This is a genomic window from Craterilacuibacter sinensis (genome assembly GCF_009831765.1).
Lineage (GTDB): Bacteria > Pseudomonadota > Gammaproteobacteria > Burkholderiales > Chromobacteriaceae > Craterilacuibacter > Craterilacuibacter sinensis.
On record NZ_WSSB01000008.1, the window covers coordinates 52,084 to 71,022 of the forward strand.

Sequence of the window (18,939 nt, forward strand, 5' to 3'; positions counted from 1 at the left end):
TTGCACAGGCAAGGACGGGGTTTGAGGGTGAGACGCTCCGGCTTAGAACAGGCGCGAGTAGGTCAGATTGGCCTGGTAACCGCCCTGGCCAAAGGCCTGCACTTTCGCGGCGATGTGGTCGAACGGCGTGACCTTGTAATTCACCCCGGCATCCAGGCTGAACTGAGTTGCATCCAGCCCTTTGGCACGCACGCTGAAGCCCTGTTGCTCGGTATTCAGCTGTGCGCTCAGGTCGTAACCGTCCTTATCAAAGTGGATCAGACGGCCGCCAAAAGACAGATCCAGCTTTTCGGTGACAGTGCCGGACAGGCTGGCCGAGAGCTGCACCGCCGCGCCGGACTGCTTTTGCGCGTCCACGCTGAGCGCATCCGATGGCGAACCCACATTCTGCTCTTTGAGTGCGTCCACTTTCGCCTGATAGCCGATCACTTCGGCTGCGGACTGCAGGCGCAAATCAGCCACCTTGCCTACATGGGCGACCCCCAGACCCAGCAGCCAGGCGCTGGAATTCAGGTTATTCACCTCAGCTTTGCCATCGTTGGTCTGGCGGGTGACGTCGTTGTTTTGCGCACCGAACCCTACCCGTCCGGTCAGGTAGCCATTGCCGTCGGCAAATACCGGTTTGGCCAGCTGCAGGCCAGCCGCCAACCCGTCACCATCGGCGTTGAAGTACTGGCTACCGACCTTGTTGCGCTCGACGGTGAAGTTGCCACGCCAGGTCAGGTTCCCCGCAACTTGGTCGACATAGCTGATGCGCAGACCGGAGCTGTTCAGATCGTAGGACTGATAACCGGCATCGTTCCCGGCTTCCTGCTTGCGGCTGAAGTAGCTGGCGCTGACGCCACGCGCATTTTTCTGCAGGTCGTCGTACACATCCGGCGCCGCGTACAGCGCAGACGACTTCGCCTGATCGAGCAAGGACGCGTAGGTCTCGGGCGAGAAGCGATCGAAGATGGCATCAGTATCCGCGCCGGCCACAGAAGCCGCAACCAGGCGCTGCAGCAGCTTGCCACCGTAGAACTGCTGCACGCCGCCAGCATCGCTCACCATCAGGCCGCCCAGAATCTGGCGCTGGTTGTCGTCACGGATCACCTGCCCGGCAAAGCCGGTGTAACCGCCCGAGTCCAGACCGACCACGCTGCCGGTACCCAGGCTGAACAAGGCGTTACCGACCCCGGCATTCTGCACGCTGCCAAACTGACCGCTGACCTTGCCCGGCTGGACGGCAAACAGCTGGAGGGCTTCACCTGCGGCCAACGTACCGCCCTGATAAGACTTGAGCTGCAACTGGGCGTCGCCGCTGATGGTCAGGTTGCCGTCGACCACGATCTGGTCGTAATGAACCCCTGCCACACGAGCACCCGCCCCCGAGGTACCGACTTCCATTTCCGCGACCGAGCCACCTTGCAGGTTGAGGTTGCCCACGGTCAGCTTGCCAGGCGAGTTCCCCGGCGTCAGCCAGGAATTTTTCCCCATGCTCAGGCTGCCACTGAGCTTGCCTGCGCCCGACACCACACCGCCAGACACGCTGGTCTGGCCGGCGTTCACCGCACCGGCAACACCGCCACCGGCCTGGCCAAGATGCAGGATGGCCGCGTCTTCACGCTTTTGCGCCGAAGTGCTGATATTGAGATTGCTGGCCTGCAGGTTGCCAACCACATCCAGGCGACTGCCCGCAGCGGATACCGTCACAGTCGGACTGATCACGCTGGCTCCTTGCTGAACCAGCAGATGCGCCTTATCGCCACTCAACGTCAGCTTACCGCCAGTACCGGTATTGACCTGTCCGGTCGTGGCCACCTCAAGCAAGGTCTTATCGCCAAGATTGATATTGCCGGCCTGAACCATGCCGTTTTCCTTGACTGCCAGGGTCGAGCCGGACTGCAGATCGACCTTGGGGAAGGCCAGTGTCGAGTCCTTGCTGACCGTCACCACCGCGCTGCTTGACGAGCCTGTGCCCGACGAACCATTTCCAGACGCACTGCCAACGTTGAACACGCTGTTCGGGTCAGACGATGTGAGCGAATCCTTGACTTCAAATGCGCCCTCGCGGATATCCAGCACGCCGGTGCCGCTGACCTTGCCGGTAAACGCGCTCTTGCCCAGCACCGTCAGCCGGTTATTTCCCAGCGCCACATTGCCGGCACCGGAGAGGTTGGTGATGCGCTGGTCGCCCTGCACCAGGCTGAGCGTACCCACCTTGTCCGCGCTGCTGTTGACCGTCACCCCGACGCGCTCGGCAAGCAGGAAGGCACCTTGCAGCGCAAGCGTTCCCTGATCGACGATCAGGTTACTGGCGTCAAAGCTGCCCGCAGTACCGTTCAGCGTCAGCGTACCGGCGCCGGTTTTCTGTACCGTCCCATCGCCTGCGATCTTGCCTGCGTAGATCGAATCGCCGCTTTGCGCGAGCGTAAGCTTGTCGGTCACATTGACGATGCCCGTCGCGGCACCAGCAAGACCAGCGGTGGAGATGGTACGGTCGCCGCTGATATTCAGCGTGCCGTCGTTGCTCACCTTGCCGGTCGCGCTAAGGTTAGCGTTCAGCGTGCTGGTGCCGGTGTTGTTGAGGCTGGCGACTGTCTGCGCGGCGTTCACCTGGTAGCTGCCGCTGTTCGTCACCACACCGACGGTGTCTGCCGTGCCGGCGATAAAGTTGGCGCCTTGTTCGACGGTGATCGCACCCGCATCGGCCAGCGTGCCGCCGCCCGTGGTGTCCACCGTGCCGGCCTTGACCGTCAGCCCGCCCGTCGCGGTATTGGCGCCGGTCAGCGTCAGCTTGCCCGCGCCGGTCTTGTCCAGCGCACCCGCGCCGGTAAAGATACCGCTATACAGCGAGTCTTTACCCTGATCCTGAGCGATGGTCAGCTTGGCTGCCTCGGCAAGATCGGTGACACCGCTGCCGGTGTAACCGGCACTGGTGGTGGTCCGGTTGCCCGTCACCTCGATCCGGCCGTTATTGGTCACCGTGCCGATCGCGCTGATGTTGGCCTGCTGCTTAAGCGTGCCGCCGGCCTGATTGTCAACCGTGCTCTTGCTGATCAGGTCTGCCAACAGCGTACCCACGCCAGTGCCTGTGTTAATCAGGCTGGCCACCGTCTGCGCTTTGTTCACCTGATAGTTGCCGCTGTTCACCACCGCACCGACAGTATCCAGCGTGCCGGCGATGAAGGAAGCGCCTTGTCCGATGGTGATCGCGCCAGTATCAAACAGCGTGCCGCCGCCAGTGGTGTCGATCGCACCTGCCTTGACCGTCAGTCCGCCGCCAAAACCATTGGCGCCGGTCAGCGTCAGCTTGCCCGCACCGGTCTTGTCGAGCGTGCCTGCGCCGTTGATCTGGCCTGCGTAGGTCGAATCGCCGCCCTGCACCAGCGTCAGCTTGTCAGTGCCTTGGGCAAGGTTGACGCGACCGCTAGCGACACCTTCCAGCCCGGCGGTGGTGATGGTGCGATCGCCGCTGATATTCAACGTGCCGTCGTTGCTGACCTTGCCGGTCGCGGTGATGTCGGCCTGCTGATCAATGGTGCCACCTGCCGCGTTGCTGACGGTGCTGGTGCTGGTCAAGTTGGCCTTGAGCGTGCTCACGCCAGTTGCGGTATTGCTCAGGCTGGCCACCGTCTGCGCGGCGTTCACCTGATAGTTGCCACTGTTTATTACCTCGCCGACGGTGTCCGCCGTGCCGGCAATGAAAGTGCCGTCTTTTTCGATGGTAATCGCACCAGTGTCGGCTAGCGTGCCGCCGCCGGTGGTGTCGACCGTACCTTTCTTGACCGTCAGCCCGCCGGTGGCGGTGTTGGCACCGGTCAGCGTCAGCTTGCCAGTGCCGGTTTTATCCAGTGCACCCTTGCCGGTAAAAGCACCGCTATACAGCGAGTCTTTATCCTGCGCGATGGTCAGCTTGGCTGCCTCGGCAAGATTGGTTTCACCGCTGCCTTGGTAGCCGCCACTAGTAGTGATCCGGTTACCCGTCACCTCGATCAGGCCATCATTGGTCACCGTGTTGGTCGCGGTGATGTTGGCTTGCTGCACGATCTTGCCGCCTGCCGCGTTAGTCACGGTGTCATTACTGACTAGGTTGGCCGCCAGCGTGCTCACGCCAGTGCCGGTATTGCTCAGGCTGGCTACCGTCTGCGCGGCGTTCACCTGGTAGCTGCCGCTGTTTGTCACCGCGCCGACGGTGTCCACCGTACCGGCGATAAAGCCCGCCCCCTGTTCGATGGTGATCGCACCGGTGTCAAACAGCGTGCCGCCGCCGGTGGTGTCGATCACACCGGCCTTAACTGTCAGCCCGCCTTTAAAACCGTTGGCGCCGGTCAGCGTCAGCTTGCCCGCTTCGGTCTTGTCCAGCGCGCCTGCGCCGTTGATCTGGCCGGCGTAGGTCGAGTTGCCTTTTTGCGCGAGCGTCAGCTTATCGGCCACGTTGACAACGCCCGTCGCGGCGCCCTCCAGCCCGGCGGTGGTGATGGTGCGCTCGCCGCTGATGTTCAGCGTACCGTCGTTGGTCAGCTTGCCGTCCGCGGTGATGTCGGCCTGCTGATCAATGGTGCCACCTGCCGCGTTGCTAACGGTGCTGGTGCTAGTCAGGTTGGCCTTGAGCGTGCTGATGCCTGTGCCTGTGTTATTGAGGCTGGCTACGGTCTGCGCGGCGTTCACCGTGTAGTTGCCGCTATTGGTCACCACACCGACGGTGTCCACCGTGCCGGCAACAAAGGTGCCGTCTTTTTCGACGGTGATCGCACCGCTGTCGGCCAGCGTGCCGCCTCCGGTGGTGTCCACCGTGCCTTGCTTGACTGTCAGCCCGCCGGTGGCGGTATTGGCTCCGGTCAGTTTGAGCGTGCCACTGCCTGCCTTGTTCAGCGCGCCCGTGCCGGTAAAGGTGCCGGCAAAGGCAGAGTTGCCAGACTGATCAAGTGTGAGCACAGCTTTTTTGGTCGCACCACCTGACGTCAGGTTTTCCAGCACAAACTTGCCGTTGCCATCCAGGGCCGTGGTCGTGATCCGCTGCTCGCCGACCACCCCCCAGTCCTTGTTATTGGTCACCGTGGCGGCGCTGATATTGGCATTGTCGCTGACAAGCGTACCTTCGCCAGAGAGCATCTGGCCTTGCAACAGGGTGCCGTTATTCACCAGCGCACCCGACACCGTGACGGTATCCATATTGGACAGCAAGGCGTCTGCGCCATTATTGAGGCTGGTCATCGTGGCCTTGTCCCCCAGCATCAGGGAGCCCAGGTTGCTGATGTCGGTTGCGGTCAGCGCCGCGCCTTTCAGAGTCCCCAGCGCGCCCCCCTTGTCAACTGCCAGCGTGGAAAGCTGCTCGGCCCCGGCCAGCAACAGGCTGCCACCGTCCTTGACAGTCACTTTGGTAGATCCGGTAGCCGAAAGTTTGCCGGATGTTTTACCGTCACCAGTCAACACCTTGCCTTCGTGCACGGTCAGCTCGGTCAGGCTATTCTGCCCGGTCAGGTACAGCGTACCGGTATAGCCGTTATCGCCAACCTCCAGCTTGCCGTTGGAAATCGTCCCGCGCATAAAGGCTACATCGTCAACTTTCTTGCCGTCGACCAACTGCTGACTATCGAACACCACCACCTTGCCGGTCTGGCCGTTCAGGTTGATGGCGTTCATCCACTCGACCGAACCTAGGCCATATTCAGAGCCGAACACCAGCGTGGAGTTGGTTTTCAGGGCGTCACTGCCCCATTGCAGGGTCTGCCCCTTGTCGGCCGAATTGGCGGTACGGCCGAAATTAAGCTGGATCCCCTCTACACGGCCGGAGGCGAAGCCGCCCGCACCGTCCCAAGCGATCTGCCCCGGCACAATGGTGCCCACCTTTTTGGTCACGTTTTCCGACAGCAACAGCACGCCCGCACTCAGGTTTGGCTGCGTCGTACCAGTACCGTTGAACACGATATTACTGTCGCTGTGGATGCCATCGCCCAGCGTGGTTTCCAGCGTACCGCCGGCGATGATGGTCTTGCCGGTATAGGTGTTGGTACCGGCGAACTGCACCAATCCGCCACCTGAGATGCGCACATCCGCACCGCGCCCCGAGGCATAGGCTGCACCATCGATACTGCCTGCGCTGTCGTCAGCAATGCCGCCTTCAAAGCGGATGGTATTGCCCTGCCCCGGGCTCAGCGTGACGCTGCCGCCCTTCATGACAAAAATATCGGCTCCGGTAGCCTGGCCAGCTTCACCACCGTTAGTACTGGAACCCGCCACCGCATAGTTGTCACGGAACAGGGCATTGCCGGTAATAGTCAGCGAACCGCCTTCGCGCACAAAGATCGCCCCGCCGTAGCCGGAACCGCCGCCGCCACCACTACCGTCGCCGCTCGAACCGACCCCGGCGCCAAAACCGGCAGAACCGCCCTCACCCGCATCGCCTTCCTTGGCAAAACCGGTCGAACCGCCGGCGCCGCCGGCGCCCCCCGAGCCGCCACCGGCACCGAAGCCGCCAGCACCGCCGCTGCCGCCAGCACCGCCAGCACCGCCTTCAGTTTTCGACAGGCCGCCCGCACCACCATTACCGCCACTGCCGCCACTACCGCCTCCAAAAAACTCGGAGCCACTACCGCCACTGCCACCATCGCCACCGTCGCCACCTTTTGCCCGGGTACCATCGTTCAACCCTTTCACCCATTCGGCCGCATTGGCAATTTGGGTGGCAAGCTCAATCCCCGCAATAACGGACTGTGCAATTTTCGTCGCGCCCGTAGCAAATGAAGGGAATGGTGCATTGGAAAAGGCCGCACCGGCTTCAGACACCGCATTTGCAAAATCAAGCCCTGCCGTTGCCGTATCCTTGATCAAGGTGTAATTGAAGGCGACACCCTGGCTGCCATCACCACCATCACCACCACGTCCACCGACACCGTTGCTAGGCGGAGTCTTATTCGCGTTCTGGCCGCTAAAACCAGCCAACCCTTCGCCATCGGTCAGATAAGGCAACACGGAGTTGGCATTATTGCCGCTTTTCCCATCCGTGCCGGTAGGCCCAGTTGCTTGCAACCCATTGAGCGAGCCACCGGTATTGAGCGGCGAAGTCGCAACAAACCCCTGCACAGGATTAGTCAGCGTTTTATCAAAAGTAACGGTATTACCGACAATACTCGTAATCTTTGCCCCGTCAGGAATCCCTTCCCCCGAAACTGTCATCCCCACCTTCAGATTTTTAACCTCGCCTAGGGTAATGCTGTTCGTGGTCTGTGCCTTAACCGCCGAAGTCACAATACTAGACTTGTCAGCCAGATCGGCAGTCAGTGGTTTGCTCAAGGTGACCTGACCGGTCGTTTTGTCGTAGGCGGTCACGGTCGTCCCGGCCGGGATGCCGTCGCCACTAATGACACCACCAACCTGAATCCGGCCATCCGGCGCGGCCAGCGTGATGGTATTGGCACCTTGCTTGCCGATTTCCGCCTTACTGGAAAAACTCAGCACGCCGTCGGGCATTTCCTTGCTAAGCGTGACCTTGCCGGTTTTTGAGTCGATGGCAGTGACAACCGTCCCATCTGGAATCCCCTCACCCTTCAGAGCCATGCCCACGCTCAAGCCCAGCGAGGCGGCGGCCAGGATAATGGTTTTACGGTCTGCACCATCCACCACAAACTGCGCGCTATTGAGCTTGGGCGTGCTGATGAACTTCAAGGCGCTCGTACTCAGCGTACCGGTCACCGGCTTGTTCAGGATCACTTCGGTGATCTTGTTGTCACTGTCGCGTTTGACGTCGGTCACCATCGTGCCGTCGGGAATGCCCACCACGCCCGAGACAATCGCTCCCATCTCGATCCGCCCGCCAGCGCCTAGATTCGCCAAAGCCTGTCCGGTAATTCTGGAGCTTTTATCGTCAACTTTTTCAATCGACAGGCTGCCCGAAACATCCTTGATGGCCTTGTCAGACAGGGTCAGCGCATTGTCCAGCCTGACGGTTTTTCCATCGGCCGAAACCGATGCGACTTTTGCCGTCCCGGTGGTACCATCCAGCGTCACCAGTTGGCCAACTTTCAGCGGTGTAGCGTTGTCCCCCAGGTTGATGGTCTGGATACTCTTGCCGTCGCTCTCCACCTTGGGAATGGTATTAAATGCAGAAAATGCCACCACATTGGCTTCGCGCTGCACCAGCGTGATATTGGCGCTTTGCACGCGGACATCCGGCGCGCCGCCACCTGTGCCGCCTTCGACCACGTTACCGGTAAACTGCACATTGCTCAGGGTAATTGTCTGGCCCTTGTCGACAAAAAGCGCCCCGCCCAAGCCTGCACCACCACCACTGCCATCGCCGCCCTTGGTGTGGTAGTTGGTGTAGGTCACATTCTCGGTCTTGGGAGCGGTATTACAAGCTGCGCCGCTCACCCCGAGCATGCAGCCGCCTTTAGCTGCACCGTCCTGGGTGCTGATGCTTGACCCATTGAAAAATTTATCCAGATCCACGGCCGAAGGCGCGGTAGCCGCCAACACGCCCCCCGAGAGCAAGGCCGCTGCCACAAACACGGCAGCAGCCCGTGTCGACGCCGGCTTGCCGTGGGTGGTGGCGTGCTCATGGGTGACGATGTAAGCCTGGCGGACAGCCGACCAGACGATGCGGTGGGTTTTGTTCATGCGGTGTTCCCTTGCGATGGATAAAGGTTGGCGGTCTTGATGCAACGCTTACAGCACATCAAGACATCGCCATAAAATGACGTGATACTATCAAGACTAACCCATCAAAGAACTTACAAATTCTTACATGAAACTCTTTTTAGTGGCGGCAGACCAACCACCCCGCAACCTGCTACTCCAGATCTGCCGCTACCTGCTGTTCGCGCTATGGCTGCTAGCCCCGTGGCTGGCAGTGCAGGCTGAGACGGCACCTGCCCCCATTCATTGGGCGCAGCTGGCCGACCCGCAAGGGCGGCTGGATATCGAGCAAGCCGCTCGCCAGCGCTACGTCCCCGCCAGCGGCCAGCCGGCACTGGGCTACCGTGCCGGTGCCACCTGGCTGCGGCTGGAGTTACCCGCCTTACGCGGCGAACACTACGGCTGGCTGGAACTGCGCTCGGCCTTGCTCGACCGTGTGACGTTCTACCAACGCGATGCCGATGGTCGCTGGCAAGTGCAGCACGCGGGCGACCGGGTACCGATTACCGACCACACGCTGAGCTATCGCCAGCCGGTGTTCCGCGTGAACTGGCCCGACGGCCAGCCAGTCACGGTTTACCTGAGGCTCGCCAGCAGCAGCACGCTGAGCTTTCCGTGGGCGCTGCACACTCCCTCCTCCTTCATGTCCTCCGCCGGCCGCGAGCAGTTATTGTTCGGCGTGTTCTACGCCATCCATCTGGTGCTACTGGTGAGCAGTACCTGGTTCTGGCTGCGTACGCGCAGCCTGTCCTTCGTCCTGTTCGCGCTGTGCGTGCTGGCCAACCTGGTCAGTACCCTGTGCGCCGAAGGCCATGCCTACCAATATCTGCTGCCGGACCGGCCACGGCTGACCGACGCGCTTTATGTGGTCAGCTGGTTTATATCGACGCCGCTGGGGGTGGTGTTCGCCTGCCAGTATCTCGGGCTGTATGCCGGGCGCTGGCGCCGCACTGCACTGGGTGCGACTTGGCTGGCCGCGGCCATCGCACTATTTGCTGCACCGTGGCTGATCTGGGCCAACGTCAGCGCCTTGCGCCCGGCCTACCTGCTATGGGCGCTATTCGCCAATCTGCTGTTGCTGTTGGTGTCGCTGTGGCAACGGGTGCAAGGCAACCGTGCTGCAGGGCCGCTATTTCTGGTACAGCTGCTGTTTCTTGGCGGCATCGGGATGCGGCTGGCGCGCAATATCGGCCTGCTCGAGCCGGGCTTGCTGGCCGATAACGCGCACTACTTGGGAATGATGGCTTTTTTCCTGATCATGCATTCAGCCATCACCTTGCGCTACACCGACCTGCGCGCCGAGAAGGACGCGGCGCAAGCCGAGGCGCTCAAGGTCGCGCGCGAGGCGGAGAGCCGGCTGGAACAGGAGGTCGCGGCACGCACGGCCGAACTCAGGGAAGCGATGGAACAGGTGGAGACGGCGCTACTGCTGGAGCGGCATGCACAGCAACAGCAACAGCAGTTTCTGGCGACGGTGTCGCACGAATTGCGCACACCGCTGGCGGTGATCGATAGCGCAGCGCAAAACCTGATGCTGTCCGAGCCGCAGGACAGCCCGTCCGACATACGCACGCGCCGTCGCTACGAGAAGATCCTCAACGCCAGCCGGCGGCTGACGCTATTGCTGCAAGACTCCCTGCATGAAAAGCGCTTCGCACTGTTGCGCCACCGTGCCGCCGCACAAGCCTGCGTGCCCAAGGCACTATTGGAAGACGCGGCGCGGGCCGCGCAAGCACTGTCGGATGAGCATGCCATAGAAGTCAACTGCAAGGGCTTGCCGGCACAGTGGTGTTGCGATCCGCAGCTGACCATGCTGGTGCTGCGCACGCTGGCAGACAATGCGGTCAAGTACACCCCCGCCGGTTGCCGCATCGTGCTGGGTGGCCGGCAAGAAGGGAACGAACTAGTGCTGGAGATCAGCGACAACGGGCCGGGCATAGACCCGGACGAGCTGGCGCATGTATTCGAATATGGCTACCGAGGCCGCAGCAGCCGAGCCCAGGCGGGAACCGGCCAGGGCTTGCCGCTGGCGCGGCAGATGCTGGCCTGGCAGGGTGGTTCGCTGACGCTGAACAACCTGTCTCACGGCGGCTGCCGCGCCACGCTGCGCCTGCCGGCACAGATACCGGCTCAGGCCAGCATCACACACGCCGTCAGCGCATAACCCTCGCGGTGTACGGTCTTGAGCGGCAGCTCGCTGCCGCATTCTTGCTTGCAACGCTGGCGCAGGCGGCTGACCAGCGTATCGAGGCGGCGCTGGTCGTAGTCCAGCCAGTCGTAGCCGAAGGCTTCGACGATATCGCGCCGGCTGGCAGCCTCGCCCTGACGCGTAACCAGCAGGCTCAGCAATTGCAACTCTGCCACCGACAGGTCAAGCGCACTGCCATCAGGAGCACACAGCTGCCGCTGCGCGCGGTTCAACTGCCACGAACATGGCAACAGACGGCGAGCCAGCGCGTGCAAGGTGGCATCCAGCTGAAGCAGGTTGACCGGCTTGACCAGATAATGGTCGGCGCCTTGCTGCAAGCCTGCGACCATATTTTGTGTCGTACCCAGCGCAGTCAACAGCACGACTCCGCACGCCGGATAGTGTTCGCGTAAACAGCTGACGACATCAAAACCGCTGCCGTCAGGCAGCATCACATCGCACACCGCCATATCGACCTGCGCCAGCAAGGGCAGGCTTTGCGCCACACTGCCGGCTTCCAGCACATCCCAGCCACGCGCGCGCAAAAAATCAGCCAGCTCCTCGCGCAATTCGGCTTCGTCTTCCAGCAACAGTAATTTGGCCATACTCAATTCTTGATGATTGCGGGTGGGCTTGCTTCGAGGCCATTTATCCACCCCGGTACGCGCTGGCCACACAATACAGCAGCACAGGTAAATTAAAACAATATATAAAATATTATATGTGAATTAACATAGACCACAACAATCACGCCAAGACGCCACGCTTGCCACGCAAAAATCCCCGCCGGTCAAAAACGGGCGGGGATTTTTTCAGCCAGACTACGCAATGTGACAACAATGCCAGCTCAGGCCAGCGCCTCTCTATCCACGCCATGGTGGCGTAAACGGCGGCGCAGGTGTTCCAGGCCCTCGATCTGGATCTGGCGCACGCGCTCACGGGTCAGGCCCAGTTCGAGGGCCAAGTCTTCCAGCGTCCTCACCTCCTGCCCGGCCAGGCCGTAACGCCGCTCGACCACGAAGCGCATCTTGGCCGGCAGCTCGCTCATCCAGCCTTCGACATAGCGGTTCACCTGCTTCAGATGCAGTTGCAACTCGGGCACATCCTGCGACTCGTCGGGAATGGCATCGCCCAGACTGAGTGCAGGGTCATCGCTCAAGGGGGAATCCAGCGACAACATGCGCTCGTTCAGATTCATCATCTCGCGCACCATCGCCTCGTCCGCCCCCGCCTCGTCCGCGATCTGGCGATGTGTCGGCTCATAGCCCAGACGGGCTTCCAGCTTGCGCTGGATGCGCAGATAGCTATTAAGCTGCTTGACGATATGCACCGGCAGACGCACGGTGCGCGACTGGTTGATAATGGCGCGCTCGATATTTTGCCGCACCCACCAGGTGGCATAAGTAGAAAAACGGAAGCCGCGCTCGGGGTCGAATTTGTCCAGCGCGTGCATCAGCCCCATATTGCCTTCCTCTATCAGGTCGAGAAACGGCAGACCGCGGTTGGTATAGCGCTTGGCGATATTGACAACCAGGCGCAGATTGCGCGAGATCATCTCCTGGCGGGCATCAAAATCGCCGGCGACCACGCGCCGGGACAAGGCCAGTTCTTCTGCCGGTTTGAGCAGGGCTTTTTGCCCTATTGTGTTGAGATAGACTTGGATGATGTCGGTCACCTCCTCACGCTCGGACTCGACGGCCGCCACATCACCGTGTTCTTCTTCAGAAGCATCCAGTTCCAGCAACTCCAGTTCGTCGTCCATATTCCCTCCTCAGCGGTTTGCCCATCACCAACTGGTGACAGTTCGCCCCCGGCAAAGACAAATCTATTTATACAGCACGCATAAACCATTACAAGTTAATTGTTCATGACAAGTGACATAATCAAACCCATCAAACCGATAAGCGACATCAGCCCCCCATGTCTACGCCTTTAGAACTAGTTCGCCTAGTCCTCACGAACTAGCCGGATAGCTCCCCTAGACCAGCATTGATGCAAATCAAACTTGGCAAATTTGATAGGTGGTATTTACTCCCTATTAAAAATCCTAAGTCCAAGCCTCGATATGCAAGCACTGAGCCGTGCCGATCTGATACGCGGCAACTGGGGTCGCCGTCGCCAGGCGCAACTCTATCCGCCAGGTGCGCTACCTGACACCCAACTGGAAAACCGCTGCACCCGCTGCGGCGACTGCGCGCGCGCCTGCCCCGAAGGGATTATCACGGCAGGGCAAGGCGGTTTTCCGGTACTGGACATGAAGCGCGGTGGCTGCAGCTTTTGCGGCCAGTGCCAAGCGGCCTGCCCAAGCGGTGCCCTGAGCCGGCAAGCGGCCCATAGCCTGCCGTGGCAGGCGGTCATCGCTAAAAATTGCCTCGCCGCACAACAGATCGAATGCCGGGTGTGCGGTGAAAGCTGCGATGCGGATGCCATCCGCTTCGAGCTGGCCATAGGCCAGGCACCACGCCCGCTGCTAGCACTTGAGGCCTGCACCGGTTGCGGCGAATGCGTCCGCGCCTGCCCGGCCGCCGCCATCACGCTCGCCCCCACTCCCCATAAGGACAAACAGCCATGAATGTTTCCGGCGTTGCCGTGCGCTGCACTCCAGAAAAACGCCATGCGGTATGTGCCGCCTTCGAAGCCATGGACGGCGTGGAAATCCATGCTGCCACCGACGATGGTCGTGTGGTCGTAGTCATCGACAAGGACAACACGCGCGAGGCGGCCGATGCCTATGTCGCGCTGCACGACGTCGATGGCGTACTCAATGTATCTCTCGTTTACGCCTATGCGGACGAGGGCGATATCCCCAGCTTGTTTAATCAGGAAAAATCACAATGACCCTAAATCGACGCGATTTCATCAAGGCCAACGCCGCAACAGCGGCGGCAACCGCCATCGCGGTACAGATGCCGATGCTGGCGGGTAACGCCCAGGCGGCCGCTGCTGGCGACATCAAGTGGGACAAGGCTGCCTGCCGTTTTTGCGGCACCGGCTGCTCGGTGCTGGTCGGGGTCAAGGGCGGCCGCGTGGTGGCCACCCAGGGTGACCCGGATGCGCCGGTCAACCGTGGCCTGAACTGTATCAAGGGTTATTTCCTGTCCAAGATCATGTACGGCCAGGATAGACTGCAAAAGCCGCTACTACGCATGACGAACGGCAAATACGACAAGAACGGCAAGTTCACGCCGATCTCGTGGAAGCAGGCCTTCGACATCATGGAGCTGAAGTACAAGGAAGCGCTGAAAACGCAGGGACCGGACTCCATCGCCATGTTCGGCTCGGGCCAGTGGACGATCTGGGAAGGCTATGTCGCATCCAAGTTCATGAAGGCCGGTCTGCGCAGCAATAACCTCGACCCGAACGCACGCCACTGCATGGCCTCGGCCGTAGTCGGTTTCATGCGCACCTTTAATATGGACGAGCCCATGGGCTGCTACGACGACATCGAAAAAGCCGATGCCTTCGTACTGTGGGGCTCGAATATGGCCGAGATGCACCCGATCTTGTGGAGCCGCATCACCGACCGCCGTCTGTCCAGCAAGAACAGCGAAGTGCATGTACTGTCGACTTACCAGCACCGCAGCTTCGAGCTGGCCGACAACAAGATGGTGTTCGCGCCGCAAAGCGATCTGGCCATCCTCAACTACATCGCCAACCACATCATCAGTAGCGGCCGCGTCAATCAGGACTTCATCAACAAGCACGTCGCTTTCATGAAGGGCGACACCGATATCGGTTACGGCCTGCGCCCGACCCATCCGCTGGAGAAAAAGGCCAAGAACGCCAACTCCGGCAAGATGTCGCCTATCGATTTTGCCGCCTACAAGAAGTTCGTATCCAGCTACACGCTGGAGTACACCGCCAAAATTTCCGGCGTGCCGGCTGCCAATCTGAAAAAGCTGGCCGAAACCTATGCCGACCCGAAAAAGAAGGTAGTCAGCTTCTGGACCATGGGCTTTAACCAGCACACCCGCGGCACCTGGGCCAACAATCTGGTCTACAACATCCACCTGTTGACCGGAAAAATCTCGCAGCCCGGCTGCGGCCCGTTCTCGCTCACCGGCCAGCCTTCGGCCTGCGGCACCGCGCGCGAAGTGGGCACCTTCGCCCACCGCCTGCCGGCCGATATGGTGGTCACCAACCCCGAGCACCGCAAGACTGCGGAGAACATCTGGAAGCTGCCGGACGGCACCATTCCGGCCAAAGTCGGCCTGCACGCCGTTGCGATGGCGCGCGCGCTAAAAGACAGCAAGATCAAGGTCTACTGGCAGCAGTGCAACAACAATATGCAGGCCGGCCCCAATATCAATGAAGAGCTGTATCCGGGCTGGCGCAACCCGAACGCTTTCGTCATCGTGTCCGACCCCTACCCGACCGCCTCGACCCAGGCGGCCGACCTGATCCTGCCGACGGCGATGTGGGTGGAAAAGGAAGGCGCTTACGGCAATGCCGAGCGCCGCACCCAGTTCTGGCGCCAGCAAGTGGCCGCACCGGGCGAAGCCAAGAGCGATATGTGGCAGATCATGGAGTTCTCCAAGCGCTTCAAGATGGAGGAAGTGTGGCCGGCGGCACTGTTGGCCAAGAAGCCGGAATACCGTGGCAAGACCCTGTACGACGTACTGTACGGCCAGCCGCATATCAAGCGCTTTACCCTGGCCGAAGTCGAAAAGGTCAACGGCAAGGGCTATATGAACGACGAGTCGAAACACTTCGGCTTTTACGTGCAAAAAGGCCTGTTCGAGGAATACGCGGCTTTCGGTCGCGGCCATGCGCATGACCTTGCCCCGTTTGACACCTACCACAAGGCGCGCGGCCTGCGCTGGCCGGTGGTGGGCGGCAAGGAAACGCTGTGGCGCTACCGTGAAGGCTTCGACCCGTATGTGAAAAAGGGCGAGAACTTCAGCTTCTACGGTTACAAGGACAAGAAGGCACGCATCATCGCGCTGCCGTACGAGCCGGCGGCGGAAAGCCCGGACAAGGACTTCGATCTGTGGCTGTGTACCGGCCGCGTACTGGAGCACTGGCATACCGGCACCATGACGCGGCGCGTACCCGAACTGTACCGCGCCGTACCGGATGCCCAGCTGTTTATGCACCCGGACGACGCGGCACGGCGCGGCATCAAGCGCGGCCAGCAGGTGAAGATCCAGTCGCGCCGCGGCGAGATCCAGCTGTCGGTGGAAACCCGCGGCCGCAACAAGCCGCCCAAGGGTCTGGTGTTCGTGCCTTTCTTCGATGAAGGCCGCCTGATCAACAAGCTGACACTGGACGCGACTTGCCCGCTCTCGAAAGAGACCGACTACAAGAAGTGCGCCGTGCGCGTGGTCAAGCTCTGATGAGCAAGCAGGCCAAACCTGTCAGCGGCAAGCCCGCCAACCCTGTGCGCCGGCTGTTCATGTCCGGCTCGCTGGGCGCGGCCTGCGCCGCAGGGATGGTCGGGGCGGGTCTCACCAGCTACAGCACACAGGCGCAAAGCGCCCCGGCCGATGCCCTGCGCCCACCCGGTGCCTTGCCCGAGGCCGATTTTTTATCGGCCTGCGTGCGCTGCGGCCTGTGCGTGCGCGATTGTCCGTACGACACGCTCAAGCTGGCGCCGCTGGGTGCAGGCCTGGGCGTGGGCACGCCCTACTTCAAGGCACGCCACATACCCTGCGAGATGTGCAGCGACATGCCATGCCTGCAGCACTGCCCGACCGGCGCGCTCGACCCTCGGCTTAGCGATATCAATCAGGCGCGCATGGGTCTGGCCGTGCTGCTGGACCAGGAAACCTGCCTCAACTTTCTCGGCCTGCGCTGTGATGTCTGTTACCGCGTCTGCCCGGCGATAGACGAGGCAATCACCCTGGAAAAGCAGCGCAACCCGCGCTCGGACCGCCACGGCATGCTGCTGCCTACCGTGCATTCGGCGCACTGCACCGGCTGCGGCAAGTGCGAGCACGCCTGCGTGCTGGAAGAAGCGGCGATCAAGGTCCTGCCGCTGTCGCAAGCCAAGGGCAAGCTGGGCGCGCACTACCGTCTGGGCTGGGAGCAAAAGGCCGGCAACCACGGCAAATCGCTGTTGGGCGAGGATATGGTCGAACTGCCGGTGCGCGGACTGGAGACCAGCGCCGGGTCGGCCTGGACGCCACCGCCACTGGATGGGGAGTGGAAACCATGAAGCGAAGCTTTTTGCTGCGGGAACGCTTTTTGATCCTGCGCCGCGTCAGCCAGGCCGCCATCCTGTTGCTGTTTGCCTTCTCGGGCAGCCTGTCCGGCTATCTGGGCGGGCTGTGGCTGCTCAAGGGCAACCTCAGTGCCAGCCTGGTGGCCGATACCGTGCCGCTGAATGACCCGTTCGTGCTGGCCCAGTCGCTGGCGGCCGGTCATCTGCCCGAACTGACCGCCGTGATCGGAGCCGCCATCGTCATCGCCTTCTATCTGCTAGCCGGCGGTCGCAGCTTCTGCGCCTGGGTGTGTCCGGTCAATGCCGTCACCGACAGTGCCCTGTGGCTGAGACGCCGTGCCGGCATCAAGGGCGGGCATGCGCCGGCCAAAAGCCTGCGCCTGTGGCTATTGGGCTCGGTGCTGCTGTTTAGCGCCATCAGCGGCTCTTTGCTGTGGGAACTGGTCAATCCGGTCTCGCTATTGCAGCGCGAGCTGATTTTCGGCACAGGCCTGTCGCTGGTACTGGTGGCAGCCATCTTCGTCTACGACCTGACCATCGCCCAACGCGGCTGGTGCGGCCATATCTGCCCGATGGGCGCCGCCTACGGCCTGCTGGGCAAAGGCGCGCTGCTGCGCATACGCGCCGACAAGCGCGACAACTGCGACGACTGCATGGACTGCTTCAAGGTCTGCCCCGAACCCCAGGTACTCAAGCCCGTCCTCAAAGGCGAAGGCTCATCCATTATCCGAAGCGGCGCCTGCAGCAACTGCGGCCGCTGCATCGACGTCTGCGAGCAGCAGGTGTTCCGCTTCGGCCACCGTTTTGAAATCAGGAGTCAGAAACCGTGAATAAACTCTCCCGTCTGGCGTTAAGCGCCGCGCTTTGTGCCCTGCTGTTCCCTGCCGGTTTTGCCGCCCATGCAGCCCCGGCCGATGCGCCACTGGAAGCCCGTGCCGAACTGGGCAATAGCAAGGCCGACATGTACAAGCCGATCAAGGACACCAAGCGCATCGTGCGCGACTATGTGCAGCAGCCGCCGCTGGTGCCGCACGATGTCAGCCGTTACGAGATCAGCAAGAACTTCAACAAGTGCATGGACTGCCACTCGTCCAGCCGTTACGTGGAAATGAACACCACGCGCGTGCCAGTCACCCACTTCAAGAGCCGTTCCGGCCAGGAACTATCCAACCTGTCGCCAGCGCGCTACTTCTGCACCCAGTGCCATGTACCTCAGGTCGATGCCAAGCCGCTGGTTGGCAACACCTTCAAGAAATAAGCCCGGAGAACACCATGAGTGAAGTCAAACCCAAGCTGCACCAGCGCGCATGGCAGTGGTTCAAGAAAACCGGCCCATGGACGGTGCTCGGCCTGTTCGTGGCCGGCATTATTTTCTGGAGCGGTTTCAATACCGTGATGGAGGCGACCAACCAGGAGTCCTTCTGCATTTCCTGCCACGAGATGAAGAACAATGTCTACGAGGAATACAAGGAAACCATCCATTACAACAACCGCTCGGGCGTGCGCGCCACCTGCCCGGATTGTCATGTGCCCAAGGACTTCGTCCACAAGATGATACGCAAGGCACAAGCGTCCAAAGAGGTGTGGGGCAAACTCACCGGCTCCATCGATACGCAGGAGAAGTTCGAAGCCAACCGCCTGCGTCTGGCCCAGAACGAGTGGGCGCGGATGAAGGCTTCCGACTCGCGCGAATGCCGCAACTGCCACAACTTCGAATTCATGGACACCAGCGTGCAAGGCACGCGCTCGGCGCTCAAGCATGAAGAAGCGCAAGCCGCCGGCCAGACCTGCATCGACTGCCATAAGGGCATCGCCCACCGCATGCCACCGGTCGATCAGGGCATAGGCCAGCAGAACGAAGGTGGCGCACAGATCCACGCAGGCAACGCAGAGTAAAAAACCAGCCGGACTGCCCGTCCGGCCGGTTTTTCTCTTTAAATGCAAGCATATAGCTATTTTCTAATGTAAAATC

General features: G+C 61.2%; 11 protein-coding genes. 8 read left to right on the plus strand and 3 right to left on the minus strand.

Annotated features, from left to right (window positions below):
* Positions 1–42 precede the first annotated feature (42 nt).
* The gene (locus GQF02_RS16100) at positions 43–8,598 is read right to left on the minus strand and encodes an autotransporter-associated beta strand repeat-containing protein (protein ID WP_160796771.1); all 8,556 of its coding nucleotides are present in this window, start codon (positions 8,596–8,598) and stop codon (positions 43–45) included.
* Positions 8,599–8,725: 127 nt separating this feature from the next.
* On the opposite strand from GQF02_RS16100, the gene GQF02_RS09820 reads away from it, so the two are divergent.
* Positions 8,726–10,780, plus strand: a complete 2,055-nt coding sequence (locus tag GQF02_RS09820) for a sensor histidine kinase (protein ID WP_160796773.1) — start codon at positions 8,726–8,728, stop codon at positions 10,778–10,780.
* Here the strand turns inward: GQF02_RS09820 and GQF02_RS09825 are convergent.
* Positions 10,747–11,409 carry a response regulator transcription factor gene (locus tag GQF02_RS09825; protein ID WP_160796775.1) on the minus strand — a complete coding sequence of 221 codons (663 nt, stop codon included), beginning with the start codon at positions 11,407–11,409 and terminating at the stop codon, positions 10,747–10,749. The two genes, GQF02_RS09820 and GQF02_RS09825, sit on opposite strands and share 34 nt — an antisense overlap.
* A 242-nt stretch (positions 11,410–11,651) precedes the next feature.
* Positions 11,652–12,566, minus strand: a complete 915-nt coding sequence (gene rpoS / locus GQF02_RS09830) for an RNA polymerase sigma factor RpoS (protein ID WP_124735668.1) — start codon at positions 12,564–12,566, stop codon at positions 11,652–11,654.
* A gap of 303 nt (positions 12,567–12,869) precedes the next feature.
* Here rpoS and napF point away from each other — a divergent pair, with 303 nt between their 5' ends.
* From napF to GQF02_RS09865, 7 genes are read left to right on the plus strand one after another with little or no spacing between them, the layout of a single operon-like run.
* The gene (napF, locus tag GQF02_RS09835; protein ID WP_160796777.1) at positions 12,870–13,376 is read left to right on the plus strand and encodes a ferredoxin-type protein NapF; all 507 of its coding nucleotides are present in this window, start codon (positions 12,870–12,872) and stop codon (positions 13,374–13,376) included.
* Positions 13,373–13,642: a chaperone NapD gene (locus tag GQF02_RS09840; protein WP_124735670.1), complete on the plus strand. Its 270-nt coding sequence runs from the start codon at positions 13,373–13,375 to the stop codon at positions 13,640–13,642. Before napF ends, GQF02_RS09840 begins: the two co-directional genes overlap by 4 nt.
* The gene (napA, locus tag GQF02_RS09845; protein WP_124735671.1) at positions 13,639–16,140 is read left to right on the plus strand and encodes a nitrate reductase catalytic subunit NapA; all 2,502 of its coding nucleotides are present in this window, start codon (positions 13,639–13,641) and stop codon (positions 16,138–16,140) included. Before GQF02_RS09840 ends, napA begins: the two co-directional genes overlap by 4 nt.
* Positions 16,140–16,961, plus strand: a complete 822-nt coding sequence (gene napG / locus GQF02_RS09850) for a ferredoxin-type protein NapG (protein WP_124735672.1) — start codon at positions 16,140–16,142, stop codon at positions 16,959–16,961. Before napA ends, napG begins: the two co-directional genes overlap by 1 nt.
* On the plus strand, positions 16,958–17,797 hold the full coding sequence (gene napH / locus GQF02_RS09855; RefSeq protein WP_160796779.1) for a quinol dehydrogenase ferredoxin subunit NapH: 840 nt from the start codon (positions 16,958–16,960) through the stop codon (positions 17,795–17,797). Before napG ends, napH begins: the two co-directional genes overlap by 4 nt.
* Complete coding sequence (locus GQF02_RS09860; RefSeq protein WP_328698608.1) at positions 17,794–18,225, plus strand: nitrate reductase cytochrome c-type subunit; 432 nt, start codon at positions 17,794–17,796, stop codon at positions 18,223–18,225. The genes napH and GQF02_RS09860 overlap by 4 nt, the downstream gene beginning before the upstream one ends.
* Positions 18,226–18,239: 14 nt before the next feature.
* Positions 18,240–18,863, plus strand: a complete 624-nt coding sequence (locus GQF02_RS09865; protein WP_160796781.1) for a NapC/NirT family cytochrome c — start codon at positions 18,240–18,242, stop codon at positions 18,861–18,863.
* The last annotated feature ends 76 nt before the right edge of the window (positions 18,864–18,939 follow it).